Raw genomic sequence first — 17055 nt, forward strand, 5'->3', positions numbered from 1 at the left:
TAATATAATAAAACAGGAAAAATGCGCTTCAAAAACTTATATATCCTTATCATTTCGGGATTTTTGGTTTCCTGCTCTTCCTCACAGAGTCTGGAAAAGCAGTCTTCCAAAGACCAGTGGCTCACTACCTGGGCAACAGCTCCCCAATTGGTGGAACCTAAAAACCTTGCGCCGGAACCAGGGCTTTCGGGGAACACCCTGCGTCAGATTGTGCGTGTATCTGTGGGTGGGAAAAAACTGCGGCTACGTTTCTCCAACAAATATTCCATGGATAGCCTGGAGGTAAAAGCCGTTTCTATTGCCGTGCCGTCCGATAGCAGTAATGTGGATGCAACCAGCATCAGATCATTAACGTTTGAGAAGAAAAACAGTTTTAAAATTGCTCCCGGATCCGATATTTATTCTGATGAAGTGAACTTTAACCTGAAGCCTAATTCGTTACTGGCTATTACAATTTCCTATACAAAAGTAACCCAATCTGTCACCGGACATCCGGGGTCAAGAACAACCTCTTTTATTGTAAAAGGTGAGCAGGCCAATGCTGCAGTATTTAAAAATCCTGTAAAAACAGATCATTGGTATTCACTTTTTAACATTGATGTAAAGACCCGTGAACCTTCGTATGCGGTGGCTATTATGGGAAATTCCATTACAGATGGAAGAGGATCGGGAACCAACAGACAGAATCGCTGGCCGGATATTTTTTCTCAGCGGTTATTGGCTAATCCTTCTACCAGGAATATAAGTGTCCTTAATTTCGGGATTGGTGGGAATTGTGTAGTGCGTGGTGGTTTGGGTCCTACAGCATTAGACCGTTTCGATTATAACATCCTCAATCAGCAGGGCGTAAAATGGCTGATCATTCTGGAAGGAGTGAATGATCTGGGAGGAACAGGAGATCCTGATGACGCTTCCAAAAGAACAGAAGAACTGATTGCTGCTTACCAGGTGATGATTGATAAGGCACATGCTAACGGAATCAAAGTGTACGGAGCAACGATTCTTCCTTTTGCAAAGTCGTTCTACGACAAACCTTTCCGTATCGAGGCCTGGAAAAAAGTAAACGACTGGATCAGGAACAGCGGGAAGTTTGATGCCGTCATCGATTTTGCCAAACACATGCAAAGTGAAAATCCGGAAGTCATCTTAAACGATATGCACGATCATGATTTCCTTCACCCCAATGAAGCGGGCTACAGGAGAATGGGAGAATTTGTGGATCTGAACTTATTTAAAAATTAAAATCAAAAAGATATAGTATGAATTTTACAAAAAACATTTCGCTGTTTCTTACGTTGTTGTTTATATTTTTTGTAAAAGCAACCGAACCATTTATTTCTTTTGCTAAGACAGAAAATTCGATGGTATTGAAAGAGCGCAATTCAGGTTTGATGCTTTTTTCAGACAGTGATTCGGATAAAGGAATTCTGCGGGCCGTTGCGAACCTTCAATCTGATTTTCAAAAAGTAACCGGTGTTCAGCCTCATCTTATTTCCCAAAACTCTGGCTTGAACGGAATGATCATCATTATTGGTGAAGCAGGTAAAAGCAAGACCATTGATAATTTAATTCGTCAAAAAAAGCTGGATGGAAAAGCATTAACAGGGAAAAGGGAAAAATATATCATTCAGAATGTCAGTAATCCATTTCCGGGCGTTTCTGAAGCCATTGTGATTGCAGGAAGTGATAAAAGAGGAACGATTTACGGGATTTATGAAATGTCTAAGCAGATAGGTGTTTCACCATGGTATTATTGGGCAGATGTTCCGGTTGAGAAAAAAGATAATGTATACTTTAAAAAAGGAATATATACTGATGGTGAGCCTGCTGTAGAGTATCGCGGTATTTTCCTTAATGATGAAGAACCTTCATTGGGAGGCTGGGCCAGAGCAACATTTGGTGGAGTAAACAGTAAGTTTTATGAGAATGTTTTTGAGCTGATCCTGCGCCTTAAGGGAAACTATATCTGGCCGGCAATGTGGGGGAAGGCATTCTATGACGATGATCCTCTGAGCGGACCGTTAGCCAATGAAATGGGTATTGTCATGGGAACTTCTCACCATGAGCCTATGGCTTTGGCACAAACCGACTGGCACAGGTATATCAAAAAAAATAACCTCCCTAATGTCTGGGATTATGCTAAAAATGCGGAAGTTTTACAGAAATTCTGGAAATCCGGACTGGAGAGAAGCAAAAACTGGGAAAAACTCGTAACAGTAGGAATGCGGGGTGATGGTGATGAAGCAATGGGAGAAGGAACCAATATTGCCCTGCTCGAGAAAATTGTAAAAGATCAGCGTAAAATCATTGCAGATGTTACGGGGAGAAAAGCGGAGAAAACACCGCAGGTCTGGGCATTGTATAAAGAAGTTCAGGACTATTATGATAAAGGAATGCGGGTTCCGGATGATGTGATCCTGCTGTTCTGTGATGATAACTGGGGAAATGTAAGAAAGCTTCCGGACCTCTCAAAACCTTTGCATAAAGGCGGCTATGGAATCTATTACCATTTTGATTATGTAGGAGGTCCGAGAAATTCCAAATGGATCAACATAAGCCCTATCCAGAGAGTATGGGAACAGATGAATCTTTCCTATGAACATAAAGTAGATAAGCTTTGGGTCGTGAATGTAGGAGATTTAAAACCCATGGAGTTTCCGATCAGTTTTTTCCTGGAAATGGCCTGGAATCCGAAGCAGTTTAATGCTAAAAACCTTTTGGAATATACTGAGAAATGGTCTGCTCAGCAGTTTGGAGAAAAACACGCCAAAGAAATTGCCAGGATGATTAATCTGTATGCCAAATACAACAGAAGAGTAACTCCTGAAACCCTTGACAGTAAAACGTACAGCCTTGAAAATTACCATGAATTTGAAACGGTCTTAAATGATTACAGAGCATTGGCCGTAGACGCCTTACGGTTAAAAGAGCAGATTCCTGCAGAATATCAGGATGCGTATTATCAGTTGGTTTTGTACCCAATTGATGCATGCAGTAATTTATACGAAATGTACTATGCGGTGGCAAAAAACAGGGAACTGGCAGCAAAAAAAGATCCTGAAGCCAATTTCTACGCAGATAAAGTGAAGACATGTTTTGAAAGAAACGCTTATCTGGATAATCAATACAATAATGTGATTGCCGGAGGAAAATGGAAGCATATGATGGATCAGATGAGGATAGGATATAAAAGTTGGGCAGACGGAAAAGAAAATATAATGCCTGAAGTGACCTATATTTCTGACGCTGAGGTTCCCAAAGAAAAGGTATTTCAGGAGAAAAACGGCTATGTTTCCATTGAAGCAGAAAATTTTGCAAGAATGAGCAATTCTGACCGAATCCATTGGGAAGTGATTCCTGATTTCGGAAAAACAAAATCCGGTGTGACAACCTTTCCACAGGATTTATATCCAAAAAGCGATGAAAATATCTGGCTTGAATATGATGTCAATTTTGAATCAAAAGGGGAGTTTGAAGTCCAGTTATTATTAGCACCGACTTTAAATTTTAATCATAATAAAGGATTGCGTTACGAAATTTCTTTTGACAACGAAACTCCGCAAATTGTCAACTTCAATGGCCATTACAAAGGAGAATTGGGAAGATGGCAGTCAGAACATATTATTAAATCCGTTACAAAACATTCGGTTCAGCAGGCTGGAAAACATACATTACGTTTCAGAGTGCTGGAACCCGGCATTGTCCTTGAAAAGATACTGATCAACACCGGAGGATTAAAACCCTCTTACCTGGGCGCTCCGGAAAGCGAAATGCTTCACTGAGTGACCAATACTCATCACAAACAACACTTTAATTATGAAACACTAATCTTAATTCACATTCCAATCTGAAATACAGTTCCCTCACAGAGAATGAAGAGAAAGAACAGCGAATGATTTTGTAAGCAACTTTATTTAACAGATCGCTGCCTGATATTATTCAGGGTATTTTCCTGACGGTTTTTGAAAATGAACCGTCTTGATGGGGAATCTATTGCCCTTACTTTAATTGTTTATGATCAAAATCACGACTATCTAAAACTAAACCATTATGAAAAAAATTTTAAGTCTTGTAACCATTCAGTCTATAGCTCTGTTTTGCAGCCTGATGCTGCATGGACAGCTTACAACCGTAAAAATTGATAAGAATATTCCTTATCAGAAAATAAAAGGATTCGGAGGATTTGTCTGCAGTCCCCAGTTTGCGTATAATCATATGTCTACATCAGAGATTCAGACGCTTTGGGGAGCTTCCAGTGAAGGTGGGTATAATATTATGAGATTGTATATTCCCGAGAACAGCAGCAACTGGAGTTCTGTATTAGCTACAGCACAACTCGCCAAATCTATGGGACTTACCATTTTTGCTTCGCCCTGGACCATGCCCGCAGCCTGGAAAACCAATAACCATGTCAATGCTGTTTATACTGACGCTAACGGAGTACAACAGATCGGATATTTAAAGCCGGAAAATTATCAGGATTATGCGCTTTATCTTAACAGCTTTGTTACCTATCTCCAGAACAATGGAGTAGATCTTGATTATATCTCCATTCAAAATGAACCGGATGAAATGGCACAGTATCAGGGATGCATCTGGACTCCTGCGCAAATTACTACCTTCATCAAGAATTACGGACAGCTTATCAATTGTAAAGTGATTGCCCCGGAAAGTGTAGGATTTACAGATAATTTTGCCAGTGCTTTGCTGGATCCTGCGGCAATGGCCAATTTTGAAGTGTATGGCGGGCATCAATACGGGCTTATGCAGTCTACCTACAAACAATTCCAGAATTACAACAAAGAAATCTGGCAGACAGAATATCTGATCAACTGGAACTCTTCGTCCACCCAGCCGGCAAGAGATTTCAGCTGGAATACAGATGCATTTACCTTTGCCAGCAGTGTCAACAATGCATTATTAGGTAATGTCAATGCGTGGATTCATTATTCTGCCAAACGCTATTATGGCTTAATGGGTGACGGAACTTACGGAACTCCCGCAGGTGTAATGACCAAAAGGGGCTATATCCTTTCACATTATGCTAAATATACAACAGGAAAAACGAGAATAGAAGCCAAATGGGATGATAAAACCGGAGCTTTACAAGGGTCTTCCTATATTTCCCAGGATGGAAATCAGATTGTTCTTATGGTCATCAACTCTTCTCAGAATGCTTATAGCCTTAAGGTTGATCTGCCTTTTTATACGACTTCAGGAACAAAAGTACTGACCAATACGCAATCCAATATGGTGAGTACACCTATCACTATGAGTACGGCAACATTCCGTCCTACTGCTGATATCAGCCCCTCCAGTGTCATGACTTTTGTTTTCAATAAAAGTGGTGACAGGCCTGCTTCTCTCATGACAGGCGGAGATATTCATTATAATAAAATCGAAACACAAACGGCTACCAGTACAGCTTTTGGGACAGGATTCAATATCAGCAATACAACAGTGACGTTCTCTAATCCAAGCCCTCTTATCAGTAATAATATGACTGCGGCTAACGGATATCTTCAGCTTAATGACAGGTACAATAAGCTGATTCTGCATGTAAACAGCTATACAACGGCGGGACAAAGTTACTCAGACAATACGACTTTATATTACATCAACAGTCAGGGCGTAACGAAATCATATAATTACGGCAAGATTAATTTTCCGCAGGGAGGAAACTTCGATATCACCTTAGATATTTCAAGACAGGTGCTTACAGACGGATGCAAAGGAATTTTAGGACTGAGAAATTCCAATTACAGCTCTGTGCTTACGATTAATCTGGGAGATGTTTATTTCAATGTAGGAAATGAAATTGCTTCTAAATTCGGAGGAACCTACTCAGCAAGCGATAGCTATCTGATGGATGCCCTGGAAAACGGCTATTATACTTCTGTAGACTTCAGAAATGCATCAGGAGTTACATCCTCCAACAACTGGCAGCCTATGAGTGCCAACACTAACAGCATTTATTATGTGAATTCAAACGTAAGTTCATCTGCCAATAATGTGATCTCCGGTACTACATGTTCAAATCTTGTCCTTTCCGGTCAGGGTATGGATTTTCAGGTGCCGTTTAACTTTACAGCGAATACAGCTTCTTACAGCCGTACCTTTAATGGTTATGACGTCCTTATCTTGCCATTCCAGGCTAATATACCTTCCGGTGTTACTGCTTACCTGATGTCTCCGGATGCAGGTAATATCAATTGTACTGCAATTTCAAACGGGATCATTCCTGCAAATACTCCGGTAATCATCAATGCTACAGGAAATATTACTTTCAACGGCTCAGGAAATGTTTCCACACCCAAAGCAATCACTGTGAATCAGATGAACGGGGTTTATCAGAGCATCAAAGTTCCGGCGAATGCTTATGTGCTGAAAGCAGAAAACGGAGTAACAGGCTTCTATAAAGTAACTGCAGGAAGCGAACCTGCAATAGGATCTTTCAAAGCATATCTTACAGAAGAAAATACTTATTCTGCCAACGTTCTTCCTTTAAACTTCGGATCGTTAAGCACCAGAAATATTTCTGCTGAAGCTAAAAAAGAGGATGTAAAAATATATCCTAATCCGGTAAAAGCAGACCTTTTCATTGATTCTGATTTGTCAGAAGCAGCTGCCACCATTTTTGACGGAAGAGGAAGTGTCATCAGGTCCGGATTGAAAATAAATCCAGGAAAAAACCATATTAACGTGGGAGATTTCCCGGCTGGTATTTACTTTATTGAGGTTACTCAAAAAAATAATATAGTCGTAAAACAAAAATTTATCAAAGAGTAAATTGAATCCAAAGCCATCATGAGCACTGTTTATGGTGGCTTTATTTTTTACAACTTAATGGATGAAAACGAAAAGTAAGTGGGATTTATCACTAATTTAAGTGTGTTATTTACATTTATTTAAAATAGAACGTTATATTTGTTTTTTAGTCATTGCTGCTCAATGATGCCGGAAATTTGTATAAAATAAGAATGAAAACATAATTATCCGTGAAAATCTGTGAAATAAGTGGTTTGAAAATGATTAATCACAAAATCAACAGTCATTTTCCGGACTTTATTGAAACCGTACTACCTATGAAAAGAATTGTATTAATCCTATGTGCAACACTGACAGCACCTTTATTTATTGCCCAGAGCCATTATAAATACCCATTCAGAAACCCGGAGCTTCCGGTTAATGAAAGAATAGAGAACCTTCTTTCTTTATTGACCACAGAAGAAAAGATAGGAATGATGATGGATAATTCCCAGGCAGTTCCCCGTCTGGAAATTCCTGCCTACGGATGGTGGAATGAAGCACTTCACGGGGTAGCAAGAGCAGGTACAGCCACTGTTTTTCCTCAGGCAATCGGGATGGCGGCCACATGGGATGTTCCGGAGCATTTTAAAACTTTTGAAATGATTTCTGATGAAGCACGGGCAAAATACAACAGATCTTTTGATGAGGCTCTGAAAACAGGGCGGTACGAAGGACTGACCTTCTGGACACCCAATATCAATATTTTTCGTGACCCAAGATGGGGAAGAGGCCAGGAAACCTATGGTGAAGACCCTTATCTGACCTCTGTTCTGGGCGTTGCAGCAGTAAAAGGCCTGCAGGGAAACGATCCGAAATTTTTTAAAACCCACGCCTGTGCCAAACATTTTGCAGTACACAGCGGACCGGAATGGAACCGCCACTCTTATAACGCAGAAATATCAAAAAGAGATCTGTATGAGACGTACCTTCCCGCTTTCAAAGCATTGGTTCAGGAAGGGAATGTAAGAGAAGTAATGTGTGCCTACAATGCTTTTGACGGGCAGCCATGTTGTGCAAACAATACTTTACTTACTGAAATTCTCCGTGGAAAATGGAAGTATGACGGAATGGTGGTCTCAGACTGCTGGGCACTGGCCGATTTTTTTCAGAAAAAATACCATGGCACTCATCCTGACGAAAAAACAACCGCAGCAGATGCCCTGAAACATTCCACGGATCTGGAATGCGGAGATACCTATAACAATCTGAATAAATCTCTGGCAAGCGGACTGATTACCGAAAAAGATATTGATGAGTCGATGCGCAGAATCCTGAAAGGGTGGTTTGAGCTGGGAATGCTTGATCCGAAATCTTCCGTTCACTGGAATACCATTCCTTATTCTGTAGTCGATTCTGAAGATCATAAAAAGCAGGCACTGAAAATGGCACAAAAATCAATAGTGCTGATGAAAAACGAAAAGAATATTCTGCCTCTCAGCAGAAGTATTAAAAAAATTGCCGTTATAGGACCAAATGCTGATGACGGATTGATGCAGCTGGGAAACTATAACGGAACGCCTTCTTCCATTGTAACGATTTTAGAAGGAATCAAAACCAAATTCCCGAATGCTGAAATTATCTACGAAAAAGGAAGCGAAGTAACAGATCCTTCTTCCAGAACGTCATTATACCAGAATTTTATCAGTCAGAAAAACGGCGCAAAAGGAATGAAAGTAGAGTTTTTCAATAATAATGAATTCAAAGGGCAGCCGGCCAATACTTCCGTAAATTCTACTGCCATCAGCTATAACAGCTTTGGAGGAACCCAGCTTGCACCCAATGTAGGAAGAGAAAATACCTCAGCCATCATTTCAGGGATTTTCAAAAGTACCTACACAGGAGAGGTCGTGTTTTCTGCTTCCACTTCCGATATCTATACTCTTTTCGTGGACGGAAAAGAAATCGCAACAAGAAAAGGACCTGATGCAAGACATCCTTCAGAGTTTCCTGTAAAAATGGAAAAAGGAAAAGACTACCAGATAGAACTGCGTCATACACAAAAAGGAAAATATGTAAGCATCAGCTTTGAAGTCTACAGAAAAGACCCTGTTAATTTTGCTTCGGTGAGGGAAAAGGTGAAAAATGCAGACGTCATTGTCTTTGCAGGCGGACTTTCTCCAAGCCTGGAAGGTGAAGAAATGATGGTGAATGCAGAAGGCTTCAAAGGAGGTGACAAAACTTCGATTGCTCTTCCTAAAGTCCAGAGGGACCTGTTGGCGGAGCTTAGAAAAACCGGAAAACCTGTTGTTTTTATTCTTTGTACAGGAAGCGCCTTGGGATTGGAACAGGATGAGAAAAATTATGATGCCCTGTTGAACGCCTGGTATGGCGGACAATCCGGAGGGACTGCAGTGGCAGATGTTTTGGCAGGGGATTATAATCCTTCGGGAAAATTACCCATTACTTTTTATAAAAACCTTGAACAGCTGGATAACGCTCTTTCAAAGACAGGCAAGCATGAGGGATTTGAAAATTATGATATGCAGGGGAGAACCTACCGTTATATGACGGAAAAACCTCTTTATCCTTTCGGGTATGGCCTGAGCTATTCAAAATTTGTTTACGGAGATTCAAAACTGAGCAAAAATACGATCAGTACCAACGAAAATGTGACGATCACAATTCCGGTAACCAATATTTCAGAAAGGGATGGTGAAGAAGTTGTCCAGGTCTATATCAAAAGAATTAATGATACCCAGGCACCGGTAAAAACATTAAGAGCTTTTGAAAGAGCTTTAATCAAATCTAAAGAAACAAAAAATATTCAGCTGACCCTCTCCAAAGACTCATTTGCGTTCTACAATGAAAAAGCAGATGATCTGGTTTCAAAACCTGGCGACTATACCATTTTTTATGGCGGAACTTCTGATGATGCGGGGTTAAAAAGTATTCCGCTAAAAGTAAAATAAAAATTGATTCAGGACAAATTGAGACATGCTTTAGCTTTCAAAATATACGATCTATGACAACAAAAAATAAAATATTCTCCATCACGATTTCCCTAAGTGCTGTTTTTTTTTCGGCTCAGAATAATACGGTTCGTACTTATAACCTGGATCTGAAAGAAACTCCTGCACCTGTTAAAATACAACCTACCATGTACGGGATTTTCTTTGAAGACATCAATTTTGCAGCAGACGGCGGATTGTATGCTGAACTGATTAAAAACCGAAGCTTTGAATTTGACGAGCCTTTCACAGGATGGAGACAGCCCAACACAAAAACACTTTCTCCTAATCTGGATTCCGGGTTTCTGACTATTTATACGGATCATTCCAAGACCAATAAAAATTATGCACGAATTACCGTTCTGAATGATAAAAATTATATTCTGGAAAATGAAGGATTCAGAGGAATAGGCCTTCATCAGGGAGAACAATATGATTTCAGTTTTGATCTGGAAAATGTTTCAGGTAATATTGCTGCAGTAAATGCAAGTCTTGTTGATGAAAACGGGAAGGAAATTTCTTCAGTCTCCACACTCATTAAAGGAAAGGGATGGCAGAAATATACAGCCGTTTTCAAATCACCACAAACTGTAGAAAAAGCAAAACTGCGGATTATATTTACCGGAAACGGCATCGTGAACATGGATATGATCTCACTCTTCCCGCAGGATACCTGGAAAGACAGAAAAGGAGGCTTGCGAAAAGACCTCGTTCAGAAATTATATGATCTGCAGCCCGGATTTTTAAGGTTTCCGGGTGGCTGTATTGTAGAGGGAAGAACTTTGGCAGAACGCTATCAGTGGAAAAAAACAATAGGAAATATAGCAGACCGCGAATATCTTATCAATAAATGGAGTACAGGATTTCCGCATCGTCTTACACCGGATTACGGACAGTCTTTCGGGTTAGGATTTTATGAATATTTCCAGCTTTCCGAAGATCTGGGCGCAGAACCTGTTCCTATTCTGAGCTGCGGAATGGCATGCCAGTTCAATACCGCAGAACTGGTGAAAATGGAAGACCTTGATCCCTACGTTCAGGATGCCCTGGACCTGATTGAATTTGCCAACGGAGGTTCTGGCACAAAGTGGGGTAAACTCCGTGCTGAAATGGGACATCCAAAGCCTTTTAATTTAAAATTTATCGGAGTAGGAAATGAGCAGTGGGGAGCGGATTATATTGAACGTTATAAAGTATTTGAAAAAGCCATTCACACAAAATATCCTGACATAAAGATCATTTCCGGAAGCGGACCGTCACCTGACGGCGAATTCTTCGAGTATGGCTGGAAAGAACTGAAGCAGCTTAATGCGCAGATTGTAGATGAACATTATTACAATTCTCCCGAATGGTTCATGCAAAATGCAGGCAGATACGATAAGTATGACCGCTCCGGGCCAAAAGTTTTTGCCGGGGAATATGCAGCTCAGTCTGTAGGCGTGGTAAAGCCTGATAATAAGAATAACTGGTTAACAGCCCTTTCAGAAGCAGCTTTCATGACCGGTCTTGAAAGAAATGCAGATGTGGTCTATATGACTTCCTACGCACCGCTTTTTGCCCATGCTGACGGCTGGCAATGGACACCCGATCTCATCTGGTTCAATAATCTGAAATCCTACGCGACCCCGAATTATTATGTTCAGAAATTATTTTCCAACAATAAAGGAACGGATGTATTAAAAATAGAACATAACGGAAAAGCAATATCCGGGCAGGAAAAATTATACGCTACAGCAGTAAAAGATGCAAAAACTCATGAGATCATTATAAAAATGGTCAATACTGATACTCAGGGTAAAACGATAAATATCAAACCAGGAACTTTGAAAACAGGTAAGAAAATAACCAAAATCCTTCTATCCGCACCACAGCTTTCTGCTGAAAATAGTTTCGATGCTGAACCCATAAAACCTAAAGAAGAGATTTCTGAAGCCAAAAATGGGGAAATTTCAACGGAAATTCCTGCCAATTCTTTAGTTGTTTTAAAGGTAAAAATAAATTAATTATTTGATATGCAGTATTTTGTGAAAAATAAGTGTGTTTTTTACATTTATTTAAAATAGAATCTTATATTTGTTTTTATCTCATCACGAGAATTTAAAATCTCAATAATCAAAAACGTTTCACCACCATGAAAAAATATGTTATCGGGCTGGACTACGGTACAGATTCCGTACGGGCCGTTCTTATTGACACTGAAAACGGTTCTGAAATAACTTCTTCAGTCAGCTATTATCAAAGATGGAAAGAAGGTAAATTCTGTAATCCCTCAGCCAATAGTTTCAGACAGCATCCTTCAGATCATATTGAAGGTCTGGAGAAAACTATTTCAGAAGTTGTAAGAGAAAGCGGGATACCGGCAGAGCAGATCGTTAGTATCTGCATTGATACTACAGGCTCTTCACCGTTACCAGTAACAAGTGATGGAGTAGCCTTAGCACTGGTTCCGGGATTTGAAGAGAATCCGAATGCCATGATGGTTTTATGGAAAGACCATACCGCTATCCGCGAAGCTGAAGAAATCAATACCCTTGCAAGAACCTGGGGTGGAGAAGATTATACAAAATATGAAGGCGGTATTTACTCTTCAGAATGGTTCTGGGCCAAAATACTGCACATCAGCAGAGTGGATGCAGGGGTAAAAAATGCTGCTTATAGCTGGATGGAGCACTGTGATTATCTGACTTTCCTTTTATCAGATCATAAAGACCTGGCTACCTTTAAAAGAAGCCGTTGTGCAGCTGGCCACAAAGCCATGTGGCATGAGACATGGGATGGTCTGCCTTCCGAAGAATTCCTCAACAGGCTTGACCCTTCTCTGGGAATGCTCAGAGAAAGATTATACAGGGAAACCTATACTTCAGATGAAGTTGCCGGCTACCTGAATGAAGAATGGGCTGCAAAAACCGGTCTTACCACCCAAACCATTATTACTGTAGGAACTTTTGATGCCCATTCAGGCGCAGTAGGAGCCAGGGTGGAAGAAAATACCCTGATCAGGATCATGGGAACTTCTACCTGCGATATTATGGTTGCCTCACAGGAAGCTATCGGGAATACAACCGTTAAAGGAATCTGCGGACAGGTTGACGGCTCCGTAATTCCAGGACTGATAGGGCTTGAAGCAGGACAGTCAGCCTTTGGAGATGTGCTGGCATGGTATAAAGATATCCTGATGTGGCCGGTTCACCAGGTTATGATGCATTCCGAAAATATTTCAGATGAACAGAAGACAAAGCTCGCAGATGAAATGGAGGCAGTACTTATCAGAAAACTAACCCTTGAAGCAGAAAAAATTCCTCTTTCAGATAGTGTTCCGATTGCATTGGACTGGGTAAACGGAAGAAGAACACCGGATGCAGACCAGGAACTTAAGGCAGCGATCAGCCAGCTTTCTCTGGGAACAAAAGCTCCTCATATTTTCAAAGCTTTAGTCAATGCTATTTGTTTCGGAGCTAAGAAGATCGTTGACCGTTTTGAGGAGGAAGGTGTGAAAATCAATAAAGTGATTGGAATTGGAGGAGTAGCAAGGAAATCACCGTTTATCATGCAGACACTCGCTAATGTTCTGGATATGCCGATTGTTGTTGCCGCTTCGGACCAGACTCCTGCGTTAGGAGCTGCTGTTTATGCAGCTGTATCAGCAGGAATTTATCCGACCGTACAGGAAGCAAGCATGAAAATGGGCTCCGCATTTGAAGCGGAATATCAGCCGAAAGCGGAAGAAGTACAGCACTACAGAGAATTAATGCAGCAATACCAGAAGCTCGCTGATTTTATAGAATACAATACCAAACCGAAAAACAACAGGAAAGAACTTCAGAACTCCTGATTTTCCATTTTAACCTTTTGAATGATACTCAAAATGAATACCTATAAAGAACTCCAAAGAGAATGTTATGAAGCGAATATGCAGCTGGATGCCCTGAAGCTGGTGGTCTATACTTTCGGGAATGTAAGTGCTGTAGACCGTGATAAAGGCATTTTTGCCATTAAACCAAGCGGTGTCCCTTATGAAATTTTAAAGCCTGAAGATATGGTAATTTTAGACTTTGATGCCAACGTCATTGAAGGCAGGCTCAGACCCTCTTCCGATACCAAGACCCATGCTTACCTGTACAAAAACTGGGAAAACATCGGTGGAATTTCCCACACTCATGCGATCTATTCCGTGGCGTGGGCACAGGCACAAATGGATATTCCTGTTTTCGGGACCACCCATGCAGACCATTTAACAACAGATATTCCCTGCGCTCCACCTATGCGGGATGAGCTGATTGAAGGAAACTACGAATACAATACAGGAATACAGATTCTGGAATGCTTTAAAGAAAAACAGCTCTCCCCGGAAGAAGTAGAAATGGTTCTGATCGGTAATCACGGTCCGTTTACCTGGGGTAAAAATGCAGAGAAGGCTGTTTACAACAGCAAAGTGCTGGAAACCATTGCCGAAATGGCTTATCTCACCAGGCAGATCAATCCTGATGCGGAACGTCTGAAAGACTCACTCATCAAAAAACATTATGAACGTAAGCACGGCAAGAATGCTTATTACGGACAGGAATTTAAACACTAAACACTTCAACATAAACAACTATTAACGATCAACAAAATTATGTTAACACCTCTCAATACCAAAGAAGTCTGGTTCATCACAGGAAGTCAGCATTTATACGGACCTGAAACACTTGCCCAGGTGGCAGACCACTCACAGAAAATTGTGGCAGAACTTGAAAAATCTTCTTTCATCCCGGTAAAAGTCATTGTAAAACCAACGGTAAAAACTACCGAAGAGATATTTGAAACCATTGCAGCCGCTAATCATGCAGAAAACTGTATAGGAGTAATCACGTGGATGCACACCTTTTCACCCGCTAAAATGTGGATCAGAGGACTAAAAATTTTACAGAAGCCTCTTCTGCATCTGCATACCCAGTTCAACAGAGATATACCGTGGTCTACCATGGATATGGATTTTATGAATCTTAACCAGGCCGCTCACGGAGACCGTGAATTTGGTTTTATGGTAAGCAGACTCCGAAAGAACAGAAAAGTAGTGGTAGGGCACTGGTCAGAAGAAAGAGTTCAGAAGCAGATCGGTGACTGGAGCCGCGTTGCTGCAGGCTGGGACGACTGGCAGGGAGCTAAATTTGCTCGTTTCGGAGATAATATGCGGTTTGTAGCCGTTACAGATGGAGATAAAGTGGAAGCTGAAACTCAATTCGGATTTTCAGTCAATACCTGGGGAATCGGTGACCTTGTAGGCGTTATCAATTCTGTAAGCGAAGGAGAAATAAAAAGCCTTATGGAAGAATATGAATCTTCTTATCACATGGCAGCTTCCCTTTTGGAAGGAGGAGCCAACAGAAGTTCGCTGTACACCGCCGCAAAAATTGAATTGGGCCTTGAAAAATTTTTAAAAGACGGAGGATTTAAAGGATTTTCGGATACCTTTGAAGACCTTCACGGGCTGGAGCAGCTGCCGGGAATTGCCGTACAGAGACTGATGCAGAAAGGATACGGATTTGCAGGCGAAGGAGACTGGAAAACAGCAGCACTCGTACGTGCCATGAAAACAATGGGGCAGGGCCTTGAAGGTGGAAATGCCTTTATGGAAGATTATACCTATCATTTAGACCCTTCCAATCCTTCTATTTTAGGCTCCCATATGCTGGAAGTAGACCCTGTGCTGGCCGCCGGAAAACCTTCGTGTGAGATCCATCCGCTGGGAATCGGAGGAAAAGCAGATCCCGTTCGTCTCGTTTTTAACTCCAGAGGAAATATTGATTCTCTGAACGCTGCCCTGATGGACTTTGGAAACCATTTCAGACTGCTGATCAACAAAACCAGAGCATTGGAAATTACAGAAGAGCTGCCAAAACTTCCGGTAGCAAGAGTTTTATGGAAACCTCTTCCTGATTTATATACGGCAGCAGAAGCCTGGATACTGGCAGGAGGGGCACACCATACATGTTACAGTGAAAATATTTCAGCAGAGCAGCTGGAAGATTTTGCTGAGATAGCAGGAATTGAATCATTAGTCATTGATGAAGATACCAGAATGCGTGATTTTAAAAATACACTTCGTTGGAATGAAATGTATTATCGTTAATTAATTTTAAAAAATATGTAAATAATTATGAAAAAAACAACATACAACGGCATTTTTATTTTATTATTTTTAATTATTTTCGGCTGCAAAAAAGAAAATAACAACCAGGATATTTCAGGAAAAATGGAGAATGTTCATACTTCAGACTATGGAGTGACGCCAAAAGGCGATTCTATTAAAAAATATACGTTGACCAATAAAAACGGGATGAAAGTTGAAGTCATCAACTTTGGTGGAATTATCACTTCTTTAACCGCCCCGGACAGAAACGGGAAATACGAAGATGTGGTACTCGGCTTTACAAAACCCGAAGGATATTTCGATGGCAACCCTTATTATTTCGGTGCTTTGATCGGAAGATATGGCAATAGGATTGCTAATGCAAAATTCTCACTGGAGGGTAAAGCATACGAAATTGATAAAAATGACGGTCCCAACAGCCTTCACGGAGGAAAAGAAGGATTTCATACCAGATTCTGGAATATTGAGGCAGTAAAAAATGCAAAATTTCCGACATTAAAATTATCTTATACCAGTGCAGATGGTGAAGAGGGATATCCGGGGAAATTAACAACAACTGTTTTTTACACGCTTACAGATGATAATGCCTTGGAAATTTCTTACGAGGCTGAGACCGATAAACCTACAGTGGTAAATCTTACCCAGCATTCTTATTTTAACCTGTCCGGGAATTTTACTACAACGATTACTGATCATGAACTGCAGATTAATGCAGATCATTTTCTTCCGGTGAACGAAACCTTAATTCCTACGGGTGAGCAGAAAGCGGTAAAAGGGACTCCTTTTGATTTCACGGTATCAAAAGCCATCGGAAAAGATATCAGTGCAGAGGATGATCAGTTGAAAAAAGGAAAAGGGTATGACCATAACTGGATTCTGAATGGGAAAGGTATGAGAAGTATCGCTAAGGTATATCACCAGGGTACAGGAAGACTGATGGAAGTTTTCACCGATGAGCCTGGTGTGCAGTTTTATTCCGGAAATTTTCTTGACGGAAAATTTGATACTAAAACCGGAGGTAAAAATGAATTCAGAACAGGGTTCTGTCTGGAGACCCAGCATTTCCCGGATTCACCAAACCGGCCTTCTTTCCCTTCTACAGAATTGAAGCCAGGACAGAAATACCACTCGAAAACCATCTATAAATTCTCCGTAAAAAAGTAA

At 40.8% G+C, this 17055-nt stretch carries 9 protein-coding genes; all 9 read left to right on the plus strand.

Annotation, left to right across the window (positions count from 1 at the left end; all coding sequences use genetic code 11):
* The first annotated feature begins 21 nt into the window (after positions 1 to 21).
* Entirely contained in the window at positions 22 to 1242 is a 1221-nt protein-coding gene (locus CRS_RS02740; RefSeq protein WP_142722546.1) for an SGNH/GDSL hydrolase family protein, read from the plus strand.
* A gap of 17 nt (positions 1243 to 1259) precedes the next feature.
* Positions 1260 to 3782, plus strand: coding sequence for a glycosyl hydrolase 115 family protein (locus CRS_RS02745; protein WP_142722547.1), 2523 nt, complete (start codon positions 1260 to 1262; stop codon positions 3780 to 3782).
* Between the two features lie 268 nt (positions 3783 to 4050).
* Positions 4051 to 6789 (plus strand): T9SS type A sorting domain-containing protein, encoded by a 2739-nt coding sequence (locus tag CRS_RS02750; protein WP_142722548.1) that lies wholly within the window; start codon positions 4051 to 4053, stop codon positions 6787 to 6789.
* 296 nt (positions 6790 to 7085) lie between these two features.
* Positions 7086 to 9719, plus strand: coding sequence for a glycoside hydrolase family 3 C-terminal domain-containing protein (locus CRS_RS02755; RefSeq protein ID WP_172616983.1), 2634 nt, complete (start codon positions 7086 to 7088; stop codon positions 9717 to 9719).
* A 53-nt stretch (positions 9720 to 9772) separates the two neighbouring features.
* The gene (locus tag CRS_RS02760; protein ID WP_142722550.1) at positions 9773 to 11761 is read left to right on the plus strand and encodes an alpha-L-arabinofuranosidase C-terminal domain-containing protein; all 1989 of its coding nucleotides are present in this window, start codon (positions 9773 to 9775) and stop codon (positions 11759 to 11761) included.
* A 128-nt stretch (positions 11762 to 11889) separates the two neighbouring features.
* On the plus strand, positions 11890 to 13590 hold the full coding sequence (locus CRS_RS02765) for a ribulokinase (protein WP_142722551.1): 1701 nt from the start codon (positions 11890 to 11892) through the stop codon (positions 13588 to 13590).
* A gap of 33 nt (positions 13591 to 13623) precedes the next feature.
* Positions 13624 to 14334: an L-ribulose-5-phosphate 4-epimerase gene (locus CRS_RS02770; RefSeq protein ID WP_142722689.1), complete on the plus strand. Its 711-nt coding sequence runs from the start codon at positions 13624 to 13626 to the stop codon at positions 14332 to 14334.
* Between the two features lie 39 nt (positions 14335 to 14373).
* Entirely contained in the window at positions 14374 to 15870 is a 1497-nt protein-coding gene (araA, locus tag CRS_RS02775) for an L-arabinose isomerase (RefSeq protein ID WP_142722552.1), read from the plus strand.
* Between the two features lie 27 nt (positions 15871 to 15897).
* On the plus strand, positions 15898 to 17055 hold the full coding sequence (locus CRS_RS02780; RefSeq protein ID WP_142722553.1) for an aldose epimerase family protein: 1158 nt from the start codon (positions 15898 to 15900) through the stop codon (positions 17053 to 17055).

Source organism: Chryseobacterium sp. ON_d1, assembly GCF_006829085.1.
Lineage (GTDB): Bacteria > Bacteroidota > Bacteroidia > Flavobacteriales > Weeksellaceae > Chryseobacterium.